The following is a 26,377-nucleotide window of genomic DNA, read 5'->3' on the forward strand; positions in this document are numbered from 1 at the left end:
AGCCTTGGCTATTCGGTGCGCAAAGCGACGCTGAGCTGGTCCACCACGTTCGCCCAATCGGCATCGGCGGTGATGCTCTCCCGCAAAAAGCGCGCCTGTGCCGGCGACCAGAACGGAGCGTCTGCCATCAGCAAGGTGTCGGGCAGCGGGCGGTGCGTTTCGATGAACGCGCGAATCGATGCATCGTCATCGGGCAGGCCCAGTTGCTGGAACAGGGACGAGAACGGATGGACAGTGGGTTCCATGGCGCACTTTCAAAGCAAAAAGATGGCTGCAGTCTAAGCGCCGCCCAGCGGTGCCCATTGCAGGACAAGCACTGCAATCGACGCCAGTGCCTGCTGCCCCGGCCCGCCTCAGAACCCGCGCTGCAGCAGACTGCGAACCGGTGCAGGCAGGCCCACATCGGGCCACTGTGCAGGCAGCACCCACTGGCCCGGTTGTGCCGGCACAAAATCGGCAGCAACGGGGACCCGCACTGGATGCAGATGCAGATCCTTGTGGGTGAGCACATGCAAAAAAGCGGCGCCATGCACTGGCGCTGACGTGGCACCGTGCCAGGCCGCCTGCTGGAGCAGTGCCTCTTCGCTGTCGCAGACCGGCATGCAGAACAGGCCGGCCCAGATGCCCGGTGCCGGGCGCTTTTCCAGCCAGATGGCGCCATCGGGCCGTTGCCAGCACAGCAGCCACCAACTGGCGGCGCTGCGCTTGAGTTTCTTGGTCTTGACGGGATAGCGCTCGGGCTGGCCCTGGCGGTGCGCCACGCAATCACCGTGCACCGGGCACAGCAGGCAACTGGGCTTTTTGGCGGTGCAGATCGTGGCACCCATGTCCATCATGCCCTGCGTGTAGCGCGGCATGTTGCGCGCCAGGTCGGTGGTGGGCAGCAGGTTTTCGGCCAGCGCCCAGAGCTTTTTCTCGGCAGCGCTGCTGGCCAGGTCGTCCTCAAAGCCCAGCACGCGGGTGAGCACCCGTTTGACATTGGCATCCAGAATGGCGGCCCGCTGCGCAAAGCAGAACGAGGCGATCGCGCCTGCGGTCGAGCGGCCAATGCCGGGCAAGGACGAGAGCTCCTCCACCGTGTGCGGGAACGCACCGCCAAAGCGGTCCATCACCTCTTTGGCGCAGCGGTGCAGGTTGCGTGCGCGGCTGTAGTAGCCCAGGCCGCTCCACAGCGCCATGACTTCTTCATCGCTGGCCGCAGCCAGATCGGCCACCGTGGGGCAGCGCTGCAAGAACCGCTCGTAGTAGCCCAGCACGGTGCTGACCTGGGTTTGCTGCAGCATGATCTCGGACAGCCAGACGCGGTAGGCATCCTGGGTGTTCTGCCAAGGCAAGTGGTGTCTTCCGTGGACTGTCTGCCAGGCCACGATCTGTTCGGAAAATCGGCTCACAATCGCTGTTCTCGGGGGATGGATAGTTATCGGGGGCTGTGGGGGCGGCCGCGCTGGAGCGGCCCGCCAGCCCTGTGTTTATCTGTGTTTATTTCTGGCAGCGCTTGCAGAAATAGGTGCTGCGCTGCCCTTGCTTGATGACCTGCACCGGCTGGCCGCATCGCGGGCAAGGCGCTCCGGCCCGGCCATAGACGCTGGCCTGCGCCTGGAAAGCACCGGCATAGCCATTGACCTGGACAAAGTCGCGCAAGGTGCTGCCGCCCAGTGCAATCGAGCGGGTCAGCACTTCGACAATCGCCGCATGCAGGCGCCGCGCCTGGGGCCGCGTGGTCTGGTTGGCCGGTTTGGTGGGCGCTATGCCGGCCAGGAACAGCACCTCACTGGCGTAGATATTGCCCACGCCGACGACCACCTGCCCGCCCAGCAGCAGCTGCTTGACCGGCATGCGCGATTTTTGCAGCCCGGCCCACAGGTGCTCAAAGCTGAAGCCGGCGCCCAAGGGCTCCACGCCCAGGTTGGCCAACAGCTTCGCGGCCATGCCCGATTCGGTGTCGGGCGACCACACCACCGCACCAAACCGGCGCGGATCATGCAGGCGCAGCAGGTGCTGGTCGGTGAACAGGTCGAAATGGTCATGCGGGCCGGCAGGCGCATCCATCTGGCTGACCTGCAGGCTGCCGGACATGCCCAGGTGTATCAGCACCACACCCTGGTCCAGCGCCAGCACGATGTACTTGCCCCGGCGCTGCACATCGGTGATGGTGCGGCCAGCCAACGCTGCGGTCTCGATGCCCAGCGGCCAGCGCAAAGGTTTTCCCATCCGCACGGACGCAATGCGCGCGCCTTGCAGCGGCGCAATCAGTCCTCGCCGCGTGACTTCCACTTCTGGTAACTCTGGCACTTTCTTCCTTCTGCAAGGCCCTTGGGCATCGTTTATTATGGGCCGATGACGCAAAAACTTCGTTTACTGGCTTATTTTCTGGCCTCCGGCCTGATGGCACCCGCGTTTGCAGCGCCTGCCCAAGCACCGCAGCCCAGCGCTGCCCAGCGGCAGTTGGCGCTGGCGGCAGCCCAGCGGGCCGACGACGCCAGAGTCGAGCTGGATGCGGAGCTTTTTTACGAACTGCTGCTGGGCGAAATGTACGCCTACCGTGGTGATGCGGCGACCAGCGTGGAATTGCTGCTCGACGCCGCCCGCCGCTCGGGCGACGAAAAGGTCTACCAGCGCAGCGCGCAGCTGGCGCTGCTGTCGCGCTCTGCCAGCCGCGCCACCGAGGTGGCCGAGGCCTGGAAAAGCGCCTTCCCGCAATCGCGCGCGGCCAGCCGCTACATGCTGCAGGTGATGCTCTCGACTAACCATGGCGAGGAAACCGGTCCGCTGCTCAAGCAGGAAATCGCGCTGGCCAAGCCCGATGAAAAGCTGGAATGGATTCGCGCCATTCCCAGCATCTACCGGCGCCTCAGTGACCAGGCCCTGGCCGCCCGCATCGTGCGCGAGGCACTGACCCCCGAACTCGAAAACCCGGCCACCGGCCCCGAGGCCTGGGCCGCCATCGGCCGCATGGAGCTGGCCGCAGACCAGAAGACCGAGGCACTGGCCTCTGCCCGCAGATCGCTGCAACTCAATCCCGACAACGAGAGCGCGGCCAAGCTGGCGGCCGACCTGGTCAACGCCGGTGTACCCGGCGCTGAATCGCTGGTGGTGGATTTTCTGAACAAATCCAAGAGCGGCGAGGCCCACCTGGCCTATGCGCGCAGCCTGATGAACGCCGAGCGCTTTGCCGAGGCCAAAACCCAGCTGGAAAACGCCACGCGCCTGAGCCCCGAATCTGCCGATGCCTGGATGCTGAAGGCGGCGCTGGAAGCCCAGCTCAAGCAGTACACCGAGGCCGATGTCTCGCTGCTCAAGCTCGACACCCTGATCGACAAATTCCCCTCGGCGGTGCTGCAGCGTGAAGTGCGCATCCAAAGCCTGATGCTGCGCGAGCAGATGGCCGAGGCCCAGCAGAAATGGGCCGAGGCCGACCGCTGGGCCGATGAGATCGCCAAGGCCGGCAACACCGCGCTGGCCACCTTGCGCAAGGCCTCCATTCAGATGCAGCAGGGCCACTACGATGCTGCGGCGGTCTTGCTGGACCAGCTGCCCGAAGGCAATGCCGGCGAAGCGCGCGCCAAGCTGGCCGCGCAGGTGCAGCTGCAAAAGACCGCGAAGAACTATGCACAGGCGCTGGAGCTGCAAGGCCGCCTGGTCGCACTGCAACCGCAGGACCCGGACGCGCTGTACGAGCAAGCGATGCTCGCCGAGCGCATGAACAACATGGAGCTGGCCGAGACCCAGCTGCGCAAGCTGATCGAGCTGCAGCCCGATTTTCACCATGCCTATAACGCGCTGGGCTACTCGCTGGCCGATCGCGGCCTCAAGCTCGACGAAGCCAAGCGCCTGATCGAGAAGGCGCTGAGCATGTCACCCGGCGACCCCTTCATCACCGACAGCCTGGGCTGGGTGGAGTTCAAGCTGGGCAACCTCGATCGCGCCGCCGAACTGCTGGAGCAGGCTTACACCAAGCAACCCGATGCCGAGATTGGTGCCCATCTGGCCGAAGTCTGGTGGAAACAGGGCAAGAACCGGCCCGCCGAAGAGCTGTTGCGCACCGTTCTGAAGACAGCGCCGAACAACGACATGGTCAAGAAGACCTTCGAGCGCCTGGGCATCCAACCATGAAGGTGCAGCGCAGACACCTCTGCATGGCCGCAGCAGGCGCTGCGCTGCTGCCCATGCTCTCGGCCTGCAGTACCGCAGCGCGCCAACTCGAGGCTGCACCGGGCGCGACCTACTGGTCGGGCCGCATGTCGGTGCAGGTGCTCGACAGCCCACCGCAGAGCACCAGTGGCAGCTTCGAGCTGTCCGGAAGCCCCGCATCGGGCGAACTGGTGCTGCTCAACCCGCTGGGCAATATCGTCGCGCGCGTGCAATGGTCGCCCGGCCAGGCCAGCGCGCAGCAAGGCACGCAGACGCGCCAGGCCAGCTCGCTCGACGAGTTGACCCAAAGCTTGCTGGGCACCAGCTTGCCGATTGCCGCGCTGTTTGACTGGCTGCAGGGCAAACCCACCGAGGCGGCCGGCTGGCAGGCCGACCTGGAGGCCCACAGCGAAGGGAAAATTCTGGCCCGCCGCATCGATCCACGGCCCGAGGCGAGCCTGCGCATCGTCCTCGACGCGCGATGACTTTTTTGTGAGACCGAGATCCATGCGTACGCTGTACGACGTTCCTGCGCCTGCCAAACTCAACCTGTTCCTGCATATCACCGGCAGACGTGCCGATGGCTACCATCTGCTGCAGTCGGTGTTCATGCTGATCGATTGGGCCGACACCCTGCACTTCGAGCTGCGCAGCGGCGGCCAGATCAGCCGCGAAGACCTGAACACGCCGCTGCCTGCCGATGACCTGATCACCCGCGCCGCCAGGGCTTTGCAGCAGGCCACTGGCTGCCGCCAGGGTGTGCACATCGGCGTGCACAAAAACCTGCCAGCCCAGGCTGGTATGGGCGGCGGCTCATCGGATGCGGCCAGCACCTTGCTGGCGCTCAACCAGCTGTGGGATCTGAAGCTCTCGCGCAGCGAACTGCAGCGCATCGGGCTGACCTTGGGCGCCGATGTTCCTTTTTTTATTTTTGGAAAGTCGGCTTGGGTCGAAGGAATCGGTGACATAATACGTCCACTCGAAAACGAGCAGCAACTAGCAGACACCGCGCTGGTAGTTGTGAAGCCGCAAGAGGGTCTGGATACGAAATTAATTTTTTCAAGTCCGAACCTAAAACGCGATTCAGAAGCTGCTACAATGACGAGCTTCGCTGCAGAGAACTTTGACTTCGGTCGAAACGACTTGCAGCCGGTCGCAGAAAGCCTGTGCCCTTCGATAAAAAAAGTTTCTGACTTTTTGAAATCACAAGGATTACATGCTAGAATGACGGGCTCAGGTAGCGCAGTTTTCGCAGTGAAGAAAGTGCAAGCTAATAGCTGCCAGAGCAGTTTTTCACAAGACTGGACAGTGAAAGATTGCACAAGTCTGATGGAACACCCTCTCAGAGGTTGGACCCAAGACTGAAAGTTTTAAAGGATTGGTGATGCTTAGCACCAATTCTTGTAGGGGAGTCGCCAAGCTGGTTAAGGCACCGGATTTTGATTCCGGCATGCGAAGGTTCGAATCCTTCTTCCCCTGCCATATTTCTTACCGCGTACAAGCAACGCACACAGCTAACCCATACCCACTGGGACGCTATGCAAGACCATCATCCAGACTTCATGGTTTTCACAGGCAACGCCAACCGCGAGCTTGCCTCTGAAATTGCACAACACCTCCATACCTCCCTGGGTAACGCCGACGTAGGCCGTTTCTCTGACGGTGAAGTCACCGTCGAGATCAAGCAAAACGTTCGTACCCGCGATGTGTTCGTGGTGCAGCCCACCTGCGCTCCCACCAACGACCACCTGATGGAACTGCTGGTGATGGTCGACGCGTTGAAGCGCGCATCGGCCGAGCACATCTGTGCCGTGATCCCCTATTTCGGCTATGCCCGCCAGGACCGCCGTGTCCGCTCGACCCGCGTGCCCATCACGGCCAAGGTCGTTGCCAACATGCTGCAAGCCGCTGGCGTCAGCCGCGTGCTGACCATGGACCTGCATGCCGACCAGATCCAGGGCTTTTTCGATATTCCTGTCGACAACATCTATGCATCGCCTGTGCTGCTGGGTGACCTGCGCCAGAAGAACTACGAAGACCTGATCGTCGTGTCGCCGGACGTGGGTGGTGTGGTGCGTGCACGCGCACTGGCCAAGCAACTCCATTGCGATCTGGCCATCATCGACAAGCGCCGCCCCAAGGCCAATGTCTCCGAAGTCATGCACGTGATCGGTGACATCGATGGCCGCAACTGCGTCATCATGGACGACATGATCGATACCGCAGGCACCTTGGTGAAGGCGGCTGAAGTGCTGAAGGAACGTGGCGCCAAAAAGGTCTACGCCTATTGCACGCACCCCATTTTTTCGGGCCCGGCCATCGAGCGTATCGGCAATGGCGCGGCTCTCGACGAAGTTGTCGTGACCAACACCATCCCGCTGTCGCCCAATGCCCGCAACTGCAGCAAGATCCGCCAGCTGTCGGTGGCGCCGCTGATCGGTGAGACGATGCACCGCATTGCCACCGGCGAATCGGTGATGAGCCTGTTCCAGGAAGCCGAGTGAACCAAGGGCCCGCAAGGCCCTTTTTCTGCTTTCTGCTAAAATAGATAGTTTTCGCTGGCCGCTGCAATTTGCAGCGGCCTTTTTAACCGGGTGAACTGGTCGCGGTTCATCCCCCATTGGAGTAATGAAATGAACGTTGTCGCTTTTGCGCGCGCTAAGCAAGGTACGGGTGCGAGCCGCCGCCTGCGTAATTCTGGCCGTACGCCTGGCATCATCTACGGTGCTGCTGCTGAGCCTCAGTTGATCGAAGTGGACCACAACAGCCTGTGGTACGCACTGAAGAAGGAAGCCTTCCACGCATCCGTGCTGGAACTGGACCTGGACGGCGCCAAGAGCCAAGTGCTGCTGCGCGACGTGCAATACCACCCCTACAAGCAGCTGGTGCTGCACATCGACTTCCAACGCGTCGATGCCAACACCGCGCTGACCATGAAGGTGCCCGTTCACTTCAGCGGTGCTGAAGAGTCCCCAGCTGTCAAGATCGACAAGTGCCTGGTGACCCCGGTTGTGACCGAAATCCAAGTGATCTGCATGCCCAAGGACCTGCCCGAATTCATCGCGGTGGACCTGAGCAAGCTGGAAAAGGGTTCGACCGTCCACCTGAAGGACATCGCTCTGCCCAAGGGCGTGAAGCTGGCTGCACAAACCAACCCTGCGCTGGTGTCCGTGGCCGCTCCTGCTGCTGCTGAACCCGCAGAAGGCGAAGCGCCTGCTGCTTAATTGCACGGCAAGCTGCTGACGCCTCTGGCGTCTGCAAGCCAGAGGCTGCATTGCTGGTCAATGCAGCCTTTTTTCATTCCTCCCCCCACTTCACTCCATCCGCCCATGATCAAGCTGTTTGTTGGCCTCGGCAATCCCGGCCCTGAATACGAAGGCACGCGCCACAACGCCGGCTTCTGGTGGATCGATGCACTGGCCCGCGACCTGCGCCTGCAGCTGGTACCCGACCGCAATTACTACGGCCTGGTCGCACGCACCTCGGTGCAAGGCGAGTCGGTCTGGCTGCTGGAGCCCCAGACCTTCATGAACCTGTCGGGCAAATCGGTCGGCGCGCTCGCACGCTTTTTCAAAATCAAGCCCGAAGAGATTCTGGTCGTACACGACGAACTCGATCTGCCGCCGGGCCAGGTCAAGCTCAAGCGAGGCGGAGGTCACGGCGGTCACAACGGCCTGCGCGACATCCATGCGCAGCTGGGATCATCCGATTACTGGCGCCTGCGCATCGGCATCGGCCACCCCGGTGACAAGCAGGAGGTGCCCCACTGGGTGCTGCGCAAACCAGCGCCAGACCAGCGCAGCTTGATGGAAGACAGCATCATCCATGCGCTGCAGGCCTCTCCTGAGCTGCTGGCGGGCGACATGGACAAGGCCACTCTCAAGATCCACACCACCAAGCCCCAGCGGCCCAAGCCGCCACGCCCTCCCGCTGCCTGAGTGCAGGCAAAGGTCAGCGCAGCGGCCAGGCCCCGCCCATCGCCTGGGGCAGCCAGGGCCGCTGACCTGTCACAACGCCTTGTCGGACTGCAAGCGCAGATAGCGCTGCATCAACGTGGGCTTGTCTTCCTGAAAATCGGGGTGCACCGGAATGCAGGCGACCGGGCAGATCTGCACACACTGGGGCTCATCGAAATGGCCCACACATTCGGTGCAGCGGTGCGGATCGATCTCGTAGTAGTCCTCCCCCATCGAGATGGCATCGTTGGGGCACTCGGGCTCGCAGACATCGCAGTTGATGCACTCGTCGGTAATCATCAAGGCCATGGCGGCGTCTCCAAGATTCCAGCACGGGGGAAGAAGTGTGACATGAGCGACATTATCCCGCGTGCGCCTTAGCCATACTCGTGGCACTGCGAGTAAGCATGTATGGTGTGTCGGAATTGTTCGCGTTATGCTTGCCGCTGCGAAAAAATACAACCAGCACCTGCAGTCTGCGCGCCTTTCCTAACCACGATGGCTATCCATGGGCTTATTCATTCTCAAGCGCACACTCACCTTGCTGCTCACGTTGCTGGGCACCTCGATTGTCGTCTTCCTCGTGCTGGAGATCCTGCCCGGCAACGCCGCCCAGATGCTGATGGGGCCCGATGCCGCTCCCGAAGCGGTGGCGGAACTGGCCGAGCAGCTCGGGCTCAACCAACCTGCGTGGGAGCGCTACGTGCATTGGATCTCGGGACTCGTGCACCTGGACCTGGGCAACAGCTACAGCTACGGCACCCCCGTCATTGAACTGATTGCCGAGCGCATGGCGCTCACCTTGCCACTGGCCTTGATGGCCATGGCCATCACCACCGTCGTCGCACTGGCCGCCGGCATCTATGCCGCCAGCCGCCACAACAAGATCGGTGATGTCAGCGTCATGGGCCTCGCCCAGCTGGGTATTGCGATTCCCAATTTCTGGTTCGCCATTTTGCTGATCCTGCTGTTTTCGGTGCAGCTCAAATGGTTCTCGGCGGGCGGCTTTCCGGGCTGGACCGAGGCTTCGGGCGGCTCGCCCTGGGCAGCGATCAAGTCGCTGTTGCTGCCAGCGCTGTCGTTGGCGGTGGTGCAGGCCGCCATCCTGGCGCGCATCACCCGCTCGTCGGTGCTCGAAGTGTTGCGCGAGGACTTTGTCCGCACTGCCCGGGCCAAGGGACTGTCGCAGCGTGCAGCGCTGTATGGCCATGTGCTGCGCAATGCACTGGTGCCGGTGGTCACCGTGATGGGCCTGCAGTTTGCCGAGCTGATGGCCGGCACGATCGTTGTCGAGAACGTGTTTTACCTGCCCGGCATGGGCCGCCTGATCTTTCAGGCCATTGCCAACCGGGACCTGATGGTGGTGCGCAACTGTGTGATGCTGTTGGCAGCCATGGTGGTGATCGTCAATTTCGTGGTGGACCTGCTCTATGCCTGGATCGACCCCCGCACCAAAGCCAGCGATATCTGAGCACGCCATGCAGCCACCTACCTCCGTCGCCACCACCCTGCCTACGCCCCCGGCCAGCACAGCACCGGGCCATACCGCGCCCCGCAACGCGCTGTGGCGCCGCGCCACACGCAATCCCAGCTTCATGATCGGACTGGTGCTCACAGCACTGCTCCTGCTCGCGGCTGGCCTGTCCTATGTCTGGACGCCCTACTCGGCCTTCGAGATGAACATGGAGGCCAAGCTGCAAGGGCCTTCGCTCGCCCACTGGCTGGGCACCGATGCCTATGGCCGCGATGTCGCATCGCAGCTGCTGCTGGGCGCCCGGGCCTCGATCCTGGTCGGCGTCATTGCCGTGGGCATCGGCGTCGTGGTCGGCACGGCGCTGGGCCTGCTGGCCGCTGCCAAACGCGGCTGGGTCGAAGAAGCCATCATGCGCCTGGCCGATTTCTCGCTGGCCTTCCCCGCGATTCTCTCGGCCATCATGCTGACTGCCGTCTTCGGCCCGGGCATCGTCAACGCGATCGTGGCCATCGGCATCTACAACATTCCCATGTTCGCCCGCATTGCACGCGGCTCGGCCAACACCATCTGGGGGCGCGAATACGTCACCGCTGCGCGCGCCTGCGGCAAGGGCGCCTGGGCCATCACCTGGCAGCATGTGCTGCCCAATATCTCGGCCACGTTGATCGTGCAATGCACCATCCGCTTTGCGATTGCGATCCTGGCAGAAGCCGCGCTGTCCTACCTGGGCCTGGGCACCCAGCCACCGCAGCCGTCCTGGGGCCGCATGCTGAGCGAGGCGCAGACCTTGATGTTCCAGGCGCCGCTGCTGGCCGTCTTCCCCGGCGTGGCAATTGCGCTGTCGGTGCTGGGCCTCAACCTGCTGGGCGACGGTCTGCGCGACCTGCTCGACCCCCGTCTCGCCCGCAAGCGCTAAGAACGTGTTGACGTTCTAAGGAGTGTCCATGGCATTGATTGATGTACAGCAGCTCGAGATCGTGCTGCAAACCCACCGGGGCCCTGCCCGCGCCGTGCGCGATGTGAGCTTCCAGATCGAGCGCGGCCAGGCGCTGGGCCTGATTGGCGAATCGGGTTGCGGCAAATCCATCACGGCCATGGCCTTGATGGGCCTGCTGCCGGAATCGGCCCAGGTCAATGGCAGCGCCACGCTGGATGGCCAAAGCCTGGTGCAGCAACCCGACCGCTGGTGGCGCAGTGTGCGCGGCAACCGCATTGCGATGATCTTCCAGGAGCCGATGACGGCACTGAACCCGGTGCACACCATCGGCCGCCAGATCAGCGAACCGCTGCGGCTGCACAAGGGCTGGAGCGCGCGCCAGGCCCGTGAAGAAGCAATTGCGCTGCTCGACCGCGTCGGCATTGCCCAGCCGGCGCAGCGCTTTGATGCCTATCCGCACCAGTTCTCGGGCGGACAGCGCCAGCGCATCACGATCGCGATGGCGCTGGCCTGCGGCCCGGATCTGCTGATCGCCGACGAACCCACGACGGCGCTGGACGTCACCATCCAGCAGCAGATCCTGGACCTGATCAATGGCCTGGTCGAAGAGCGCCAGATGGCCCTGCTGCTGATCTCGCACGACCTGGGTGTGATCTCGCAGAACGTCGACAAGATGGTCGTGATGTACGGCGGCACCGTCGTCGAATCGGGCAGCACGGAGGCCGTGTTCGAGCACATGGCCCACCCCTACACCCGGGGCCTGCTGGCCGCGCGCCCCAGCATGCAGCCGCGCCTGCAGGGCCAGCCCCAGCGCCTGCACACCATTGCCGGCTCGGTGCCCGAGCTGGTCGACCTGCCCGCTGGCTGCACTTTTGCCGGGCGCTGCAGCTTTACCCAGCCCCCCTGCTTTGTGCAAAAGCCGCCCCGTGTGGCCCTGCCATCGCCCCATCCGCACGAGACGCACCAGGTGCACTGCCTGCGGCCCGAGGCCTACGCCATCGCCACCGAGACCCCTGACGAGACCCCCGCATGACGGCAGCCTCCCACGACACCCCCTTGCTGCAAGTGCGCGACCTGGTGCGCACCTACACGCTGCCCCGCGAAAAGCTGTTTTCCGCGCCTCCGACGGTGCGCGCCCTCAAGGGCGTGAGCTTTGACCTGCATGCCGGCCAGAGCGTGGGCATCGTCGGCGAGTCGGGCTCGGGCAAGTCCACCCTGGCGCGCCTGGTGATGGCGCTGGACCAGCCGACCGCCGGCCAGGTGCTGCTGGAAGGCCAGGACCTGCACCGCATGGAAGCGGCGGCGCTGCAACGCGCGCGCAAGGATTTCCAGATGGTCTTCCAGGACCCCTACGGATCGCTCGACCCGCGCCAGACCGTCGAGCGCATCGTCAGCGAACCGCTGCAGGCCCAAAACACCAGCTCGCGTGCCGAGCAGCGCGAGCGCGCCAGCCAGGTGCTGCAGCAGGTGGGCCTGCGCGCGCAGGATGTGGACAAGTACCCACATGAGTTCTCCGGCGGCCAGCGCCAGCGCATCGCCATCGCCCGCGCACTGATCACCAAGCCCCGGCTGATCATCGCCGATGAACCCGTGAGTGCGCTGGACGTGTCGGTGCAGGCCCAGGTGCTCAACCTGATGCGGGACCTGCAGCGTGAGCACGGCATCACCTACCTGCTCATCAGCCACGACCTGGCCGTCATCAACCACCTCTGCGATGCGGTGGTGGTGCTCTACCAGGGCGAGATCGTCGAGCGCGGCACGCCCGCCCAGCTGTTCCAGCATGCCCAGCACCCCTATACACAAAAACTGGTGCAGGCCGTGCCCCAGGTCAGGCCCCGGCGTCACCGCATGCCAGCAGGGATTGGCGCAAGTCCTGTATAACCGTGCTTGAGCTTCCCGGCGCGCCCGGCAACGGCGGCGCCACTGCCCAGCTTTCCCCATAAATTGAATAAACCCCTATCCAAGGAGTACCGGATGCTGAACCGTAGACACCTGCTTGCTGCAGGCACCCTGGCACCGCTGCCGCTGTGGCTGCCTGGCATCGCCCAGGCGCAGGCCAAGAAAGACACCGTTGTGCTGGGCATGACCCTGGAGCCGCCAGGGCTGGACCCCACCGCCGGCGCCGCCTCGTCGATTGCCGAGATCACCCACTACAACCTCTACGAGACGCTGACCAAGATCAATTCGGACGGCAGCGTCTCGCCGCTGCTGGCCGAGAGCTGGGAGGTCTCGCCCGATCTGAAGACCTACACCTTCAAGCTGCGCAAAGGGGTGAGCTTCCACAATGGCGAGCCCTTCAACGCCAACAGCGTCAAGTTCTCCTTTGACCGCGCAGCTGGTGAGAAGAGCACCAACAAGGACAAGCGTACCTTCGCCAACCTCACGGCCCAGGTGGTGGACGACCACACGGTGGTGATTCTCAACAAGGAAATCGACCCGGACCTGCTGTTCGTGCTGGGCCAGGCCACCTCGATCATCGTGGAGCCCAAGAGCGCCGACAGCAACGCGACCAAGCCCATCGGCACCGGCCCCTACAAGCTGGGCAACTGGAGCAAAGGGGCATCGATCACCTTGGATGCCTGGCCGCAGTACCGCAACCCCGGCAGCATCCGCATTCGCCGCGCCACCTTCCGCTTCATCTCGGATGCCGCCGCGCAAGTGGCCGCCTTGCTGGCCGGTGATGTGGACATCTTCCCGCGTGTCTCGGCCCGTGGCATCGACCAGTTCAAGACCAACCCGCGCTACCAGGTGGTCATCTCCGGCTCGCGCGCCAAGACCATCGTCGCCATCAACGAGCGCCGCAAGCCGCTGGACGATGTGCGTGTGCGCCGCGCACTGTCTGCGGCCATCGACCGCAAGGCCGTCATTGCCGGTGCGGCCGAAGGCCTGGGCGTGCCGATTGGCAGCCACTACGTGCCCGGCGCCTATGGCTATGTGGACACTACCGGCATCAACCCCTTTGATGTGGAAAAGGCCAAGAAGCTGATGGCCGAGGCTGGCGTGAAGACGCCGCTGAGCCTGAGCATGACCCTACCGCCCACGCCGTATGCGCGCCAGGGCGGCGAGATCATTGCCGCGCAACTGGCCAAGATCGGCGTCGAGGTCAAGCTGCAGAACGTGGAATGGGCGCAGTGGCTCTCGGGCACCTACACCAACAAGAACTACGACCTGTCGCTGATCTCGCACGTCGAGCCTTTCGACCTGGAGAACTACACCCGGCCCGATTACTACTGGGGCTACAAGTCCGAGAAGTTCAACAAGCTGTTCGAACAGATCAAGCTCGAAGCCCGCCCGGCCGACCGCTCGCGCCTGCTGGGCGAGGCCCAGCGCCTGCTGGCCGAAGATGCCGCGAACGTCTACCTGTACCAGCCGCAGTGGGTGACCATTGCCGCGAAGAACGTGCGTGGCCTGTGGAAGGACATGCCGATCTTCATCAACGACCTGTCATCCATGTACTGGGCTTGAACCCGGTCTTGCGCTAGGCTTCAAACCAGCACACCGCCCATCTACGGCCTGCCGAGATGGGCGTTTTTTCTTTCCGCGTCCCTACCCTTTTCACACCCCCTGCCCGATATGACCGCGTTGCACGATTGGCCCGCCACAGCGCTGCTGGCCGCCTACCAAAAGCAAGAACTCTCCCCTGTCGATGTCATGCAATCCGTCATCGACCATGTCGGGCAGTGGGAGCCGCATCTGTGCGCCACCTACCTGTACCGGCCTGAAGAGGCGCTGGCGCAGGCCCGCGCCAGCGAAGCACGCTGGCACAAGGGCGCACCCGCCGGCCTGCTCGATGGCCTGCCGGTGACGATCAAGGAGAACATCGCCACCCAGGGCGACCCACTGCCCGCAGGCACAGCGGCCGTCACCCTCGTGCCCGCGGCTGCGGATGCGCCGCCCGCAGCCCGCCTGCGCGAGGCCCATGCCATCTGCTTCAGCAAGACCACGATGCCTGACTACGGCATGCTGTCGTCGGGCCTGTCGAGCTTCCACCCGCTGGCGCGCAACCCCTGGGACCTGAGCAAGGGCCCGGGCGGCTCCAGCGCCGGTGGCGGTGCGGCGGCAGCCGCAGGCTACGGGCCGCTGCATATCGGCACCGACATCGGTGGCTCCTTGCGCCTGCCGGCCAGCTGGTGCGGTATCTACAGCCTCAAGCCCAGCCTGGGCCGCATTCCCATCGACCCACCGTACCAAGGCCGCGCTGCGGGGCCGATGACCCGCAGCGTGGACGATTCGGCGCTGATGATGCAGGTGCTGTCGGCCCCCGATGTGCGCGACACCATGAGCCTGCCGCCGCAGGAGATGGCCTGGAGCAGCGTGGCCACCACCGGTGCGGACTTTATCCGGGGCAAACGCATTGGCCTCTTGCTCGATGCGGGCTGCGGCCTGCCGCTGCAGCCCGAGGTGCGCGCCGCCATCGAGCAGGCTGCTGCACTGCTGGAATCCGCTGGCGCCCGGATCACGCCGATGCCCGCCTTCATGACGCCCGCGATGCTCGACGGCATGGACCGCTTCTGGCGCATGCGCTCGCTGACCGACCTGCAGGCACTCAGCAGCGCGCAGCGCGACAAGGTGCTGCCCTATATCCGCAGCTGGGCCGAAAGCGCAGAGGGCATGAGCGGCAGCGCAGTCTTCCAGGCCAGCCAGCAGTTCCACCAGGTGCGCCTGGCCACCGTCAAGGCCTGCAGCGCGTTCGACTTTGTGATCTCGCCGGTGGCGCCCCACGTCGCCTTTGCGGCCGAATGGGCATCCCCGACCAATGACCCCTTGCGCCCGCTGGAGCACATCGGCTTTACCGTGCCCTACAACATGTCGGAGCAGCCGGCCGCCTCCATCAACTGCGGCTACACCACAGCCGGCCTGCCCATTGGCCTGCAGATTGCCGGCGCGCGTTTTGACGACCTGGGCGTGCTGCAGCTGTCGCGGGCTTTCGAGCAGATCCGTGGCCCGCAAAAGCCCTGGCCCCAGCCGCCCAAGGCCTGAGCCGAGGAGACAAACGCATGGGCATGCAGCACGATCTGTATGGCAACCCGGTGAGCAGCGATGCGGCCGCCCTGCCCTACCTGAACGATTTTGCAGAAGGCTTTGCCGCCTGCGAGATGCGCGTGCTGCGTATCCTGGACATCGCTGCGCAGGACCCCAGCCCGCTGGTGCAGACCTGGTGCGCGGCGCTCCATCTGTTTGCCGAAGACGCCCAGGCCGCCCAGCAGGCGCGGCCCTTTTTGCAGCGCGCCCGCACCCAGCTGGCGCAGGCCCATGACCGCGAAGCGCAGTGGCTGGCCGCCATCGAGGCCTGGGCCGATGGCGACACGCCCCTGGCCGCGCACAGGCTGGAAGCGCTGGTCCATCACTACCCCCGCGATCTCGCTGCGCTCAAGCTCGCGCACTACCATGCCTTCAACCTGGGCGATTCACCGGCCATGCTGCGCATGGCACTGAACGCCCTGCCGCACTGCGCCGATATCCCCTACTTCCACGGCATGCTGGCCTTTGCCTATGAGCAATGCCATCTGCTCGGGCCGGCCGAGCGCGCAGCGCGCCATGCGCTGCAGCTGCGTTTCAAAGAGCCCTGGGCCCACCATGCGCTGGCCCATGTGCTGCTGACCGAAGGCCGGGTGGACGAGGGCCTGGCCTTTATGCAAGGCGCCAGCAGCAGCTGGACGGGGCTGAACTCCTTCATGCAGACGCACAACTGGTGGCACCTGGCGCTGTTCCTGATGGAGGATGCGCGCCACGACGAGGCCCTGCAGCTGCATGACAGCCAGGTCTGGGGCGTGGTGCCTGCCTATTCGCAGGACCAGATCGGCTCCATCTCGCTGCTGGCGCGGCTGGAGCTGGAAGGCGTTGACGTCGGCCAGCGCTGGCAGCAGCTCAGCCCCTATCTGCTACAGCGCCAGCATGACCATGTGCTGCCGTTTCTGGATCTGCAGTACCTGTACGGTCTGGCACGCGCCGGGCAATGGCAGGCCGCGCAGCAGCTGCTGGCCAGCATGCAAAACCATGCCGATGCGCAGCTGCAGCCCCGGCTGCGCACCGTCTGGCAGGATGTCTGCCTGCCCGCCGCGCGGGGCCTGCTGGCCCATGCACAGGGCCGGTATCTGCAGGCTGCCCAGCTGCTGGGCCCGTTGATTGCACGCCTGGCCGAGATAGGCGGCAGCCATGCCCAGCGCGACCTGTTCAGCCAGCTCTACTGGAGCGCGCTGCGGCACAGCGGCCAGTGGACGGCCTTGCAAAACCTGGTGCAGCCCTGGCACAACCAGCAGCCGCAATCCAAACGGCTGGCGGCGCATATGCGGCGCATTTACCAGGGCCTGGGCTTGCCGCCCTCCCTGGCCTCGTGAAGGTTCAGGCGACCCAATCCGATTGCAGCAAGGCCCGCACCTGCTGCACCAGCGCAGGCTCGGCCCCCTGCACCGGCAGCAGGCCAAAACGCACACGGCTCAGGCGCGGCAAACCTGCAGCGGGCGGGACGGGCGCCATCGCCTCGGTCAGCACCGCCGCATTGATGCAGGCCACCCCCAGACCGGCCGCAATGGCCGACTGCAGGCCGGCAACGCCAGAGGCCTGGTGGGCCACCACATAGTCCACGCCCTGCTGGCGCAAACGCGTCTCGGCATAGTGGCGCAGCGCGCAGCTGTCGGGCAGCACCAGCAGCGGCAGCGGCTGGCCGGGCTCGGCCACCCATTGGCGGGCACGGGCCCAGACCAGCGGCTCCTCCGGCCCCAGCAACTGCAGGCGCTGTTTGAAAGGGGGCAGCGCCATCACCACGCCCAGGTCGCACTGCCCCTGGGCATAGGCGGCCTCCACCTCGGCGCTGCGCAGCACGCTGACCTCCAGCCGCACAGCAGGGTGGCGCTCGGCCAGGGCCTTGAGCATGCGCGCCAGCGCATCGGGTTTGAAGTAGTCGGTAACGGCGAGCTTGAGGGCCCCCTGCAGTGCCAGGCCGCGCATGTCACGCAAGGCATGGTCGGCCATGCCTACCAGCGCCCGTGCATGGCCCAGCAGCTGGGTGCCGGCCGCCGTGGGCAGCACGCCGGTCTTGCTGCGCAGCAGCAGCGGCTTGCCAATGCAGTCTTCCAGCTTCTTGACCTGCTCGCTCACCGCCGACTGCGACAGAAACAGCTGCGGCGCGGAGGCCGTGAGGCTGCCGGCCTCGACAACGGCGATCAGGGTGCGGAGCTGGGCGAGGTCCAGATGGGCCATGGTCTATCCAGCGGCATAACAGATGGATACGATCATATCTTCCCGTTTTTCAAATGCAAAGAGGACTCGCACAATCGCCCCATCGTCCCACCCAGGAGCCTTCCATGCCCCATATCGCCATCCAACTCTCCGGCCCCCGCCATGCGGAGCGCCAGCAACAGATCAGCCAGGCCATTGCCCGGCTGACGCAAGACATTCTGGGCAAGCGCCCCGAGGTGATTGCCATCGCCTTCAACCAGGTCGCAGCGCAGGACTGGTGGATTGCAGGCCAGACGCTGGAGGAGCTGGGGCAGTCGGCCTTTCAGCTGGATATCAGCATCACCGACGAGACCAATACCAAGGCGGAGAAAGCGCGCTACCTGCAAGCGGTGTATGACACGATGGCAAGCCTGATGCCGCAATTGCACCCGGTGTCCTATGTGCATGTGATCGATGCCCGCGCCGCCGCCTATGGCTATGGCGGCAAGACGCAGGAATACCGCTACCACCACAGCTGATGCGCCGCCAGCGCAGGCGCCCTTGGCAGCGCCTCAGCGCTGCGCGGTGGCCAGCTTGACCGCCAGGCCCACAAATACCACGGCGGTAATCTTGTTGAGCCAGAACTGTGCGCGCGGTGAGCGCAGCAGCAGATTGCCAAAGGCGCCCGAGAACAGCGCAATGGCGCCAAACACCAGGAAAGCCGCCAGGATGAACACGGCGCCAAACACAAAGATCTGCGGGCCGACCGGGCCGATGGCAGGGTCGGCAAACTGCGGCAAAAAGGCCAGGAAGAAGATCAGCACCTTGGGGTTGGTGAGGTTCATCACCACGCCACGGCGCACCATGACCAGCAGGTCCGTGCCTGCGATGTCCGTCCGACCGCTTCCGCTGGCGGCCGCTCCGCCAGCAGATGCATCTGCAGCCACCGGTGCCCGCCAGGCACCCCAGGCGAGGTAGGCCAGGTAGGCCGCGCCACACCACTTGAGCACCGTGAATGCAATGCTGGACGCGGCAAACACCGCTGCCAGCCCCAGCGCAACCGCCGTGGTGTGCACCACCACGCCCAAGCACAGGCCCACGACCACGGCAATGCCCACGCGCCAGCCGCGCTGTATCGATTGCATCAGCACAAACAGGTTGTCCGGCCCTGGCGACAGCGCCAGCAACACGGCAACACCAAAAAAGGCCAGCAGGGATTGGAAAGTGGGCATAGGAATGTCTCGGGAAAGGGCCGCAGACCAGCGGCGAAGAACCGGCACATTATGGCCTGCGGCCCAGCCGACCAGATCTGCCTGCGCTTACGGGCGTGACAGCGGCGCAGTGACGATCCAGCCTTCCAGCGGGTCAATGCCGGGCGGCAGGCCATACAGCGCATGGCCCGCCGCATGCTGGGCCAGCGCCCAGCCAGCCTGCAACATGCAGATGGCGGCATCGAGGTGGTCGCCACAGGCATCTGCCGCCATGGTCTGCAGTTGCGCGGTATCAGCCAGCAGACGCAGCCCCAAATGGTGCTGGCCTTGCTGCAAGGCATCCAGCAACTCTGCCCTGGCCTGGGCACGCTCGGGCGTCTGGCGCTGGCGGTCGTCGCTTTTGTAGCTGCGGCGGCCAATCAGCTCGCGCGCCAGCATGCCGGGGTAGGCCTCCAGCGCCACACGGGCGCTTTCTCGGCGCAGCAGACCTGGAAAATCCGCCCCCACATCCAGCAGCCGGGGCAGACCGGCGTGCAGCATCCAGGCCACCGGCGGATTGACCCATTTCATCGACGGGCTGGAGCCCGCGGGCCCATCGGTGGCGCGGTGGGCAAACTTGCCACCGGGGGGCCTGGCATCGCAAAAGGCCTTGAACAGGGTGCGGATCTCGCTGCGCTCCATGCCGGCGTAGTGCTGCATGCAGGCCTGCCAGTCGCTGGGCCAGCCCAGTTGGCTGACCAGTTCGCGCGGCAGTGCAAACGGCAGGTCAAAACCCCCGACCCAGGCAGGCTGCTGCTGCAAAAACTCCTGCCACTGGGCCAAGCTGGCAAAGCTATGAAAGCCCTGCAGTGCCACCGTGCCCGCCTCAGCATCCAGCTGGCCCCAGGCCAGCACCACGGGTTTGCGCCGGCTCGGGCTGCTGCTGAAATCGCAGCCCAGTACCGGTGGCAACGCAGCGCTGGGCATCGCTCAGCCCAGTCCCAGCGCGACCACGCCTACGCCAATCAGCAGCGCACCGGCAATGCGCAGCAGGCGGTCGCCCTCGCCCAGCAGCTTGCCGCCAATCAGCGCGGCAAACAGCATCGAGACCTCGCGCGCAGGCGCCACATGCGAGATGGGCGCAGTCTGCACCGCATACAGCACCAGCACATAGGCCATGGGGCTGAAGATGGCGACGACCAGCGCAAAGCGCCACTGCTGCAGCCACAGGCGCCGGGTCTCGCCCCAATCCATCACGCCCAGCGGCGCCAGCATCACGACACGCACCAGGTTGCCCATGTAGTCCAGCAAGATGGGCGACAGCAGCAGCACCTTGACGGCATAGCTGTCCACCACCGTATAGGCGGCAATGAACAGGCCTGTCAGCAGCCCGTAGTACAGGCCCTTGATGGTGCGGTCCCGCGCCTCGCCGGGGCCGGGCCGGGTGGCGGCGCGCAGCATGGCCGGGCCGCCTGCGATCAGGAACACGCCCGCGACAACAGCGGCAATGCCCACGGCACCCAGGCTCGACAGATGCTCGCCCAGAAACAGCACCGCCACCATCGACGAGATCAGTGGCCCGCTACCGCGCGCCAGCGGGTAGACCACGGTCAGATCGGCCACCCGGTAGCCGCGCAGCAAGGTGACAAAGTAGAAGATATGCAGCAAGGCGCTGGCCGAGACAAAGGCCCATTCGGTCGTACCCCACAGCGGCACCACATCCTTGCCCACCCACCAGCCCACCGGCAGCCACACCAGCGCATTGAGCACCGAAGTGAACAGCGAGAAGCGGGCATCGCCCCCGGCTTTTTTGGCAACGATGTTCCAGAAAGCGTGGATGATGCCGGCCGCGATGATGAGCGTGAAAGCATGGAGCGTCATGGCTGGCGAAACGGTAGAAACGGGGCAGGAAAAAAATAACCCGGGGCGGGCCCGGGTGTCACAAGGTCAGGGTGCAGATCAGTTGCCTGCGCGCTGTGGAATCAGCGACAGGAACTCGCGCCGCAGATTGGGGTTGGTCAGGAACTCGCCCCGCATGACGGAGTTGAGCATCTTGGAGTCCATCTCGCGCACACCGCGCCAGGACATGCAGAAGTGCGAGGCCTCCAGCACCACGGCCAAGCCGTCGGGCTGGGTTTTCTTCATGATCAGATCGGCCAGCTGCACGATGGCCTCTTCCTGGATCTGAGGACGGCCCAGCACCCAGTCGACCAGGCGGGCGTATTTGGACAGGCCGATCACATTCGTGTTCTTGTTGGGCAGCACGCCGATCCAGACCTTGCCGATGACCGGGCAGAGGTGGTGGCTGCAGGCGCTGCGCACGGTGATCGGGCCGACGATCATCAGCTCGTTGAGGTGCTCGGCATTGGGGAAGGCGGTGACCTCGGGCTGGGGCACATAGCGGCCCTTGAACACCTCGGTCAGGTACATCTTGGCGACACGGCGCGCAGTGTTGCGGGTGTTGTGGTCGTCCTTGGTGTTGATGACCATGCTGTCGAGCACGCCCTGCATCTTGCTCTCGACTTCGTCGAGCAGCTGCTCCAGCTCACCGGGCTCGATGAACTCGGAGATGTTGTCGTTGGCATGGAAGCGCTGCTGGGCTGCCACTATCCGCTCACGGATCTTGACGGACACCGGCGTGCCTTCGTCGCTGGCGGGTGCTTTATTCGGATCGGATAGTTCTGTAAACATAGCGGGGATGGTAGCAGCGATTGCAGACCCGCAAGCATAAGGTGTTTCTTGCCCTTCGGCCAGCGCAAGAAAAGGGCAAAAGCTATGGATTCGATAGCACGCGGCGCCCAAAAGCCGAAAAACGGCTTTTGCCTCAGTCGCGCAGGCGGAACTCGGCAATCAACGGCAAATGGTCGGACATGCGCCACCAGATACGGCCCCGGGGCACAAACAGGCCGCAGGGCGTCAAGCCCCGGGCGTAGACATGGTCCAGCTGTACGACGGGCAGGCGCGAAGGATAGGTCATCAGCGGCTGCTCGTCGTATTCAAACAAGCCAAACCCGGCCAGCATGCGCTTGACCTGAAAGCCCCAGTCGTTGAAGTCGCCGGCGACAATCACCGGCTCGTCATCGGGCACATGGGCCTTGATGAACTCATGGATCAGCGCCGTCTGGCGCAGGCGGCTGCCATGCACCAGGCCCAGGTGCACGACGATGGTGTGGATGCGCTGGCCGGCAATATCCATCGCCACATGCAACAGGCCACGCTGCTCGAAGCGGTGGTCGGAGATGTCACGGTGGTTGGATTCCAGAATCGGCCAGCGGGTGAGCAGCGCATTGCCATGCTCGCCCCAGCGCGTGGTGGCATTCGTGCGGTAGGCGGCGGTGTAGCCCAGCGGGGTCAGAAAATCCGCCTGGTTCTGCTCGGGCCAGTTGTTGAAGAAACTCTCTTCCTTGCGGTTGTCCTTGCGCACCTCCTGCAGGCAGATGATGTCGGCATCCATCTGCTCGACCGCCAGCCCTAGGTTGTGGATCTCCAACCTGCGCACGGGTCCCAGGCCCTGCACCCCTTTGTGGATGTTGTAGGTGGCCACCCGCAGTATCGGTAAATCGTCGTGAGTATCGGTCATGAAGCTATGAACCTCGGCAGCCAGAGAATGGCTTCGCTGTTCGATATGGAATAGCAGCGCTGTGCTGCCTCTTGCCAATCATGCCACGCATGGGCGGTGTGCTCACGGGGGCTGAGCACGATCTTGGTGTAGGACGGCACCTGCAGGCTGAACACATGCTCGGTGTTCATGCAGACATCGGGCGCATAGCGGTGGCGCCAGGCCGGGTAGATCGGGTAGGTGTTCTCCAGATGCCAGTCGCGCAGCACGCAGCCGGGCTGCCGGGCATCGATGCCGGTTTCCTCGAAGACCTCGCGGATGGCCGTCTCCTGCCAGCTCTCGCTATCGCTGTCCTGGCTGCCGGTCACCGGTTGCCAGTAGTCCTGGCCCTCCATCTGGCTGACGCGGCGCAGCAGCAGCACCTGCAGATCGGCCATGTGGATGATGACCAGTACCGAGCGCGGCAGTTTGTAGGGCAGGCTGGCGCCTGGGGCCGCTTGCATCGTCAACGCTTGGCCTCAGGCTTGCGGGTGGCCACCGCCGGTGGCAAGGCCTTGGCCTGCAGCAACCGCACCTGCTGCACCATCAGGTTGTGGGCGTTCAGGAACGCAGCGGCAATCACCTTGCCCTCATTGGTATTGCTCCAGCCCATGCCAGCGCCGCCACCCAGGCGGCCCAGCAGCACGCCGCCCACGCCCAGGTCGGTCGCACGGGCCGAGCCGGTAGCAGCGGCGACCTGCTCGGTGGTTTCGTTGTCGGTCAGGAACAGGGCCGTCTGCGCCTCCTTGAACTTGACCTGCTCGGCCACACCGGCCAGCCCTGCGATATCGCGCAGCACCGGGATCATCGCGATGATGCCCGCCAGGCCCCGGCCGGCATCCTGCTCGCTGAAGGTGAGGTTGGGCACCATCGTGTACTGGGCTTCGTAGCCCTTGCGCTTTTGCACTGTGCCATGGGGGCGCAGCACGCCGGCATCCTGCAGCTCGCCTTCGCGGATGGTGCCCTCCAGGCCACCGGCCCGGTCCACCACGCGAAAGCAGCCGCTTTGCTGCATCAGCAAGCGCACCAGCGGCACAGGGGTTGGCGGCAGGTTCACGCTGCTGGGCATCACGTAGCCGCGCGGGTTCTCCATCAAGGCCACGGTGGCAATCGGCGCATCGCAGCGCTCCAGGCTGGCATGCGCGCCCTGGCCGCCCGCCGGCCCGGCCGAGCCGGAGACTTCGGAGCCTCCCTGGCCCAGCTCGGTCTTTTTCTCGCCGCAGCCGGCCAAGGCCAGCGCGATGGCGGCCACGGCCATGCCGCGTGCCCAGCACCCGCTGCGGTTGGAATGTGCAGTCATCGCTTGCATGGCTACCTTTGCAATCTGTCAGTCAGGCCAGAGCATAGCGCCCCGGAATGACAAAAAAGGCCAAAGCCCGGAGGGCTTTGGCCTTGTGGCGGCGCCGTGCATCAAGGCAGGCCCATGCACGGCGCGGTACGCTTACTGCGCGCCCGCAGGGTTACGCAGCTTGATGTGCAGCTCGCGCAGCTGCTTTTCGTCCACTGGCGACGGGGCCTGGGTCAGCAGGTCCTGGGCGCGCTGGGTCTTGGGGAAGGCAATCACGTCGCGGATCGACTCGGAGCCGGTCATCAAGGTGATCAGACGGTCCAGACCGAAGGCCAGGCCGCCGTGAGGAGGCGCGCCGTACTGCAGCGCATCCAGCAGGTAGCCGAACTTGGCACGTGCATCTTCGGCGCTGATCTTCAGGGCCGTGAACACCTTGGACTGCACGTCGGCGCGGTGGATACGCACCGAGCCGCCGCCCAGTTCCCAGCCGTTGAGCACCATGTCGTAGGCCTTGGCAATGCACTTGCCGGGGTCGGTGTCCATCAGGTCCTCATGGCCGTCCTTGGGCGACGTGAAGGGGTGGTGCACGGCCGCCCAGCGGTCGTTTTCCTCGTCGTACTCGAACATCGGGAAGTCCACCACCCACAGCGGTGCCCAACGGTCTTCAAACAGGCCGGTGCTCTTGCCGAAGGCGCTGTGGCCGATCTTGATGCGCAGCGCGCCGATGGCGTCGTTGACCACCTTTTCCTTGTCGGCGCCAAAGAAGATCAGATCGCCGTCCTGCGCTTCGGTGCGCTTGAGGATCTCGGCAATCGCGGCGTCATGGATGTTCTTGACGATCGGCGACTGCAGGCCGTCACGGCCCTTGGCCAGCTCATTGACCTTGATGTAGGCCAGGCCCTTGGCGCCATAGATCTTGACGAAGTCGGTGTAGGCGTCGATGTCGCCACGCGACAGACCGCCCTGCTCGCGCGCGCCGCCTGGCACACGCAGACCCACCACGCGGCCGCCCTTCATGTTGGCAGCGCCGGAGAAGACCTTGAAGTCCACGTCCTTCATCACGTCGGTCAGCTCGGTGAACTCCAGCTTGACGCGCAGGTCCGGCTTGTCCGAGCCAAAGCGGAAGGCTGCGTCCTGGTAGGTCATGATCGGGAACTCGCCCAGATCCACATTCAGCTGGGTCTGGAACACTTCCTTGATCATGCGCTGGAAAATGGCGCGGATCTCTTCTTCGTTCAGGAACGAGGTTTCGCAGTCGATCTGCGTGAACTCGGGCTGGCGGTCAGCGCGCAGGTCTTCGTCGCGGAAGCACTTGGTGATCTGGTAGTAGCGGTCGTAGCCGGCCACCATCAGCATCTGCTTGTACAGCTGGGGCGACTGGGGCAGCGCGAAGAATTCGCCGTCGTGCACGCGGCTGGGCACCAGGTAGTCACGCGCGCCTTCGGGCGTGCTCTTGCCCAGCATCGGCGTTTCGATGTCGATGAAGCCTTCCTTGTCGAGAAAGTTGCGCACCTGAATGGCCGTCTTGTAGCGCAGCATCATGTTGCGCTGCATCGCGGGGCGGCGCAGGTCCAGCACGCGGTTGGTCAGGCGCACGGTCTCCGACAGGTTCTCGTCGTCGAGCTGGAACGGAGGCGTCACCGACGCATTGAGCACGTTCAGTTCGTGGCACAGCACCTCGATCTTGCCGCTCTTGATCGAATCGTTGGTGGTGCCGTCAGGACGGGCACGCACTAGACCCTTGACCTGCACGCAGAACTCATTGCGCACGCCCTCGGCGACCTTGAACATCTCGGCGCGGTCGGGATCGCAGACCACCTGCACATAGCCTTCGCGGTCACGCAGGTCGATGAAAATCACACCACCGTGGTCACGGCGGCGATTGACCCAGCCGCACAGGCTCACGGTTTCGCCCATCTGGGCTTCGGTCACTTGACCGCAGTATTGGGAACGCATTGCCATAGCCAATCTTCCTGCACCGACAAAGGTGCCTTAGTTCTCAGTTATTTAGACCCCGCCGGGGCATCGGGCGCAGCCACGACCCCCATCGAGACGATGTATTTAAGCGCAGCATCCACGCTCATATTCAATTCAATGCAATCGCGCTTGGGCACCATCACCAGGTAGCCGCCCGTCGGGTTGGGCGTGGTGGGCACATAGACGCTGACAAAAGCGGTATCGGCACTGTCCGGGTTCTGGTGCAGGTGGCTGTCCAGCTCACCGCTGGGAGCACCGGTCACAAAGCCGATGGTCCACATGCCGGGATGGGGCCACTGCACCATGACGGCGGTGCGGAAGGCATTGCCGCTCTCGGAAAACAAGGTGTCGGAGACCTGCTTGACGCTCGAGTAAATCGAGCGCACCACCGGAATGCGGCTGACCAGCGCATCGCCCCAGGCGACCAGCTTGCGGCCGACAAAATTGCTCGCAATGCCGCCGACGATCAGCAGGATCGCCAAGGTCAGCACCACACCAAAGCCGGGAATATGGTAGCCCAGGACCTCGTCTGGCTGCCAGTGTTGCGGCAGGATCAGCAAGGTCTGGTCGAGCGTGCCGATGATCCAGTTGAGCACCCAGACCGTGATGACCCCCGGCACAATGACCAGCAGCCCGGTCAGCAACCATTTACGCAGGGGCGCCATCAC

At 64.4% G+C, this 26,377-nt stretch carries 28 protein-coding genes and 1 tRNA gene; 15 read left to right on the plus strand and 14 right to left on the minus strand.

The window, feature by feature from the left end; all coding sequences use genetic code 11:
- Positions 1-8: 8 nt before the first annotated feature.
- The 3 genes from ACHWUQ_RS15125 to mutM all read right to left on the minus strand — a co-directional run bounded on the left by ACHWUQ_RS15125 (position 9) and on the right by mutM (position 2,292).
- Entirely contained in the window at positions 9-245 is a 237-nt protein-coding gene (locus tag ACHWUQ_RS15125) for a DUF2789 domain-containing protein (RefSeq protein ID WP_239810849.1), read from the minus strand.
- Between the two features lie 108 nt (positions 246-353).
- Positions 354-1,394, minus strand: a complete 1,041-nt coding sequence (mutY, locus tag ACHWUQ_RS15130; RefSeq protein WP_394681642.1) for an A/G-specific adenine glycosylase — start codon at positions 1,392-1,394, stop codon at positions 354-356.
- A gap of 85 nt (positions 1,395-1,479) precedes the next feature.
- Positions 1,480-2,292 (minus strand): bifunctional DNA-formamidopyrimidine glycosylase/DNA-(apurinic or apyrimidinic site) lyase, encoded by an 813-nt coding sequence (gene mutM / locus ACHWUQ_RS15135; protein ID WP_394681623.1) that lies wholly within the window; start codon positions 2,290-2,292, stop codon positions 1,480-1,482.
- A gap of 45 nt (positions 2,293-2,337) precedes the next feature.
- Here mutM and ACHWUQ_RS15140 point away from each other — a divergent pair, with 45 nt between their 5' ends.
- The 7 genes from ACHWUQ_RS15140 (at position 2,338) to pth (ending at position 8,069) form a co-directional block, all read left to right on the plus strand.
- On the plus strand, positions 2,338-4,113 hold the full coding sequence (locus ACHWUQ_RS15140; protein WP_394681624.1) for a tetratricopeptide repeat protein: 1,776 nt from the start codon (positions 2,338-2,340) through the stop codon (positions 4,111-4,113).
- Positions 4,110-4,616 (plus strand): outer membrane lipoprotein LolB, encoded by a 507-nt coding sequence (locus ACHWUQ_RS15145; protein ID WP_394681625.1) that lies wholly within the window; start codon positions 4,110-4,112, stop codon positions 4,614-4,616. The genes ACHWUQ_RS15140 and ACHWUQ_RS15145 overlap by 4 nt, the downstream gene beginning before the upstream one ends.
- 22 nt (positions 4,617-4,638) lie before the next feature.
- Positions 4,639-5,496, plus strand: coding sequence for a 4-(cytidine 5'-diphospho)-2-C-methyl-D-erythritol kinase (gene ispE, locus ACHWUQ_RS15150; RefSeq protein WP_312833694.1), 858 nt, complete (start codon positions 4,639-4,641; stop codon positions 5,494-5,496).
- A gap of 40 nt (positions 5,497-5,536) precedes the next feature.
- Positions 5,537-5,613 (plus strand) — tRNA-Gln (locus ACHWUQ_RS15155).
- 56 nt (positions 5,614-5,669) lie between these two features.
- Positions 5,670-6,635 carry a ribose-phosphate pyrophosphokinase gene (locus ACHWUQ_RS15160; protein WP_239810844.1) on the plus strand — a complete coding sequence of 322 codons (966 nt, stop codon included), beginning with the start codon at positions 5,670-5,672 and terminating at the stop codon, positions 6,633-6,635.
- Positions 6,636-6,764: 129 nt separating this feature from the next.
- Positions 6,765-7,355, plus strand: coding sequence for a 50S ribosomal protein L25/general stress protein Ctc (locus ACHWUQ_RS15165; protein ID WP_116927040.1), 591 nt, complete (start codon positions 6,765-6,767; stop codon positions 7,353-7,355).
- A 105-nt stretch (positions 7,356-7,460) separates the two neighbouring features.
- Complete coding sequence (gene pth / locus ACHWUQ_RS15170; RefSeq protein ID WP_312451908.1) at positions 7,461-8,069, plus strand: aminoacyl-tRNA hydrolase; 609 nt, start codon at positions 7,461-7,463, stop codon at positions 8,067-8,069.
- 69 nt (positions 8,070-8,138) lie between these two features.
- On the opposite strand, the gene ACHWUQ_RS15175 is transcribed toward pth, so the two are convergent.
- Positions 8,139-8,396 (minus strand): YfhL family 4Fe-4S dicluster ferredoxin, encoded by a 258-nt coding sequence (locus tag ACHWUQ_RS15175; RefSeq protein ID WP_394681626.1) that lies wholly within the window; start codon positions 8,394-8,396, stop codon positions 8,139-8,141.
- Positions 8,397-8,595: 199 nt separating this feature from the next.
- Here ACHWUQ_RS15175 and ACHWUQ_RS15180 point away from each other — a divergent pair, with 199 nt between their 5' ends.
- From ACHWUQ_RS15180 to ACHWUQ_RS15210, 7 genes are all read left to right on the plus strand, one after another.
- Positions 8,596-9,558, plus strand: coding sequence for an ABC transporter permease (locus ACHWUQ_RS15180; protein ID WP_230770654.1), 963 nt, complete (start codon positions 8,596-8,598; stop codon positions 9,556-9,558).
- Between the two features lie 7 nt (positions 9,559-9,565).
- The gene (locus ACHWUQ_RS15185) at positions 9,566-10,477 is read left to right on the plus strand and encodes an ABC transporter permease (RefSeq protein WP_394681627.1); all 912 of its coding nucleotides are present in this window, start codon (positions 9,566-9,568) and stop codon (positions 10,475-10,477) included.
- A 28-nt stretch (positions 10,478-10,505) separates the two neighbouring features.
- Positions 10,506-11,531 carry an ABC transporter ATP-binding protein gene (locus tag ACHWUQ_RS15190; protein WP_312529499.1) on the plus strand — a complete coding sequence of 342 codons (1,026 nt, stop codon included), beginning with the start codon at positions 10,506-10,508 and terminating at the stop codon, positions 11,529-11,531.
- Positions 11,528-12,379, plus strand: coding sequence for an ATP-binding cassette domain-containing protein (locus ACHWUQ_RS15195; RefSeq protein WP_394681628.1), 852 nt, complete (start codon positions 11,528-11,530; stop codon positions 12,377-12,379). Before ACHWUQ_RS15190 ends, ACHWUQ_RS15195 begins: the two co-directional genes overlap by 4 nt.
- Before the next feature lie 93 nt (positions 12,380-12,472).
- The gene (locus ACHWUQ_RS15200; RefSeq protein ID WP_230770650.1) at positions 12,473-13,963 is read left to right on the plus strand and encodes an ABC transporter substrate-binding protein; all 1,491 of its coding nucleotides are present in this window, start codon (positions 12,473-12,475) and stop codon (positions 13,961-13,963) included.
- 108 nt (positions 13,964-14,071) lie between these two features.
- Entirely contained in the window at positions 14,072-15,478 is a 1,407-nt protein-coding gene (locus ACHWUQ_RS15205; protein ID WP_394681629.1) for an amidase, read from the plus strand.
- A gap of 17 nt (positions 15,479-15,495) precedes the next feature.
- Entirely contained in the window at positions 15,496-16,836 is a 1,341-nt protein-coding gene (locus tag ACHWUQ_RS15210) for a tetratricopeptide repeat protein (RefSeq protein WP_394681630.1), read from the plus strand.
- Between the two features lie 4 nt (positions 16,837-16,840).
- Here ACHWUQ_RS15210 and ACHWUQ_RS15215 read toward each other — a convergent pair whose 3' ends face one another.
- Positions 16,841-17,698 carry a LysR substrate-binding domain-containing protein gene (locus tag ACHWUQ_RS15215; protein ID WP_394681631.1) on the minus strand — a complete coding sequence of 286 codons (858 nt, stop codon included), beginning with the start codon at positions 17,696-17,698 and terminating at the stop codon, positions 16,841-16,843.
- A gap of 104 nt (positions 17,699-17,802) precedes the next feature.
- On the opposite strand from ACHWUQ_RS15215, the gene ACHWUQ_RS15220 reads away from it, so the two are divergent.
- Complete coding sequence (locus tag ACHWUQ_RS15220; RefSeq protein WP_394681632.1) at positions 17,803-18,195, plus strand: 4-oxalocrotonate tautomerase family protein; 393 nt, start codon at positions 17,803-17,805, stop codon at positions 18,193-18,195.
- Positions 18,196-18,228: 33 nt separating this feature from the next.
- On the opposite strand, the gene ACHWUQ_RS15225 is transcribed toward ACHWUQ_RS15220, so the two are convergent.
- The 9 genes from ACHWUQ_RS15225 to ACHWUQ_RS15265 all read right to left on the minus strand — a co-directional run bounded on the left by ACHWUQ_RS15225 (position 18,229) and on the right by ACHWUQ_RS15265 (position 26,374).
- The gene (locus ACHWUQ_RS15225) at positions 18,229-18,888 is read right to left on the minus strand and encodes a LysE family translocator (protein ID WP_312416372.1); all 660 of its coding nucleotides are present in this window, start codon (positions 18,886-18,888) and stop codon (positions 18,229-18,231) included.
- 87 nt (positions 18,889-18,975) lie between these two features.
- Positions 18,976-19,833 carry a DUF429 domain-containing protein gene (locus ACHWUQ_RS15230; protein ID WP_394681633.1) on the minus strand — a complete coding sequence of 286 codons (858 nt, stop codon included), beginning with the start codon at positions 19,831-19,833 and terminating at the stop codon, positions 18,976-18,978.
- Between the two features lie 3 nt (positions 19,834-19,836).
- Positions 19,837-20,727 (minus strand): DMT family transporter, encoded by an 891-nt coding sequence (locus ACHWUQ_RS15235; protein ID WP_239810831.1) that lies wholly within the window; start codon positions 20,725-20,727, stop codon positions 19,837-19,839.
- A gap of 78 nt (positions 20,728-20,805) precedes the next feature.
- Positions 20,806-21,537, minus strand: a complete 732-nt coding sequence (folE, locus tag ACHWUQ_RS15240; protein WP_239810830.1) for a GTP cyclohydrolase I — start codon at positions 21,535-21,537, stop codon at positions 20,806-20,808.
- Positions 21,538-21,670: 133 nt separating this feature from the next.
- Entirely contained in the window at positions 21,671-22,426 is a 756-nt protein-coding gene (locus ACHWUQ_RS15245) for an endonuclease/exonuclease/phosphatase family protein (RefSeq protein WP_239810829.1), read from the minus strand.
- Positions 22,423-22,908: a dihydroneopterin triphosphate diphosphatase gene (gene nudB / locus ACHWUQ_RS15250; protein ID WP_394681634.1), complete on the minus strand. Its 486-nt coding sequence runs from the start codon at positions 22,906-22,908 to the stop codon at positions 22,423-22,425. The genes ACHWUQ_RS15245 and nudB overlap by 4 nt, the downstream gene beginning before the upstream one ends.
- 2 nt (positions 22,909-22,910) lie before the next feature.
- Positions 22,911-23,744 (minus strand): CsgG/HfaB family protein, encoded by an 834-nt coding sequence (locus ACHWUQ_RS15255; protein ID WP_394681635.1) that lies wholly within the window; start codon positions 23,742-23,744, stop codon positions 22,911-22,913.
- A gap of 141 nt (positions 23,745-23,885) precedes the next feature.
- Positions 23,886-25,694, minus strand: a complete 1,809-nt coding sequence (gene aspS / locus ACHWUQ_RS15260; RefSeq protein WP_312416388.1) for an aspartate--tRNA ligase — start codon at positions 25,692-25,694, stop codon at positions 23,886-23,888.
- A 41-nt stretch (positions 25,695-25,735) separates the two neighbouring features.
- Positions 25,736-26,374, minus strand: a complete 639-nt coding sequence (locus ACHWUQ_RS15265) for a DUF502 domain-containing protein (RefSeq protein WP_394681636.1) — start codon at positions 26,372-26,374, stop codon at positions 25,736-25,738.
- Positions 26,375-26,377: the final 3 nt, after the last annotated feature.

The organism is uncultured Comamonas sp., from assembly GCF_964277875.1.
GTDB classification, from domain to species: domain Bacteria; phylum Pseudomonadota; class Gammaproteobacteria; order Burkholderiales; family Burkholderiaceae_C; genus Comamonas; species Comamonas sediminis.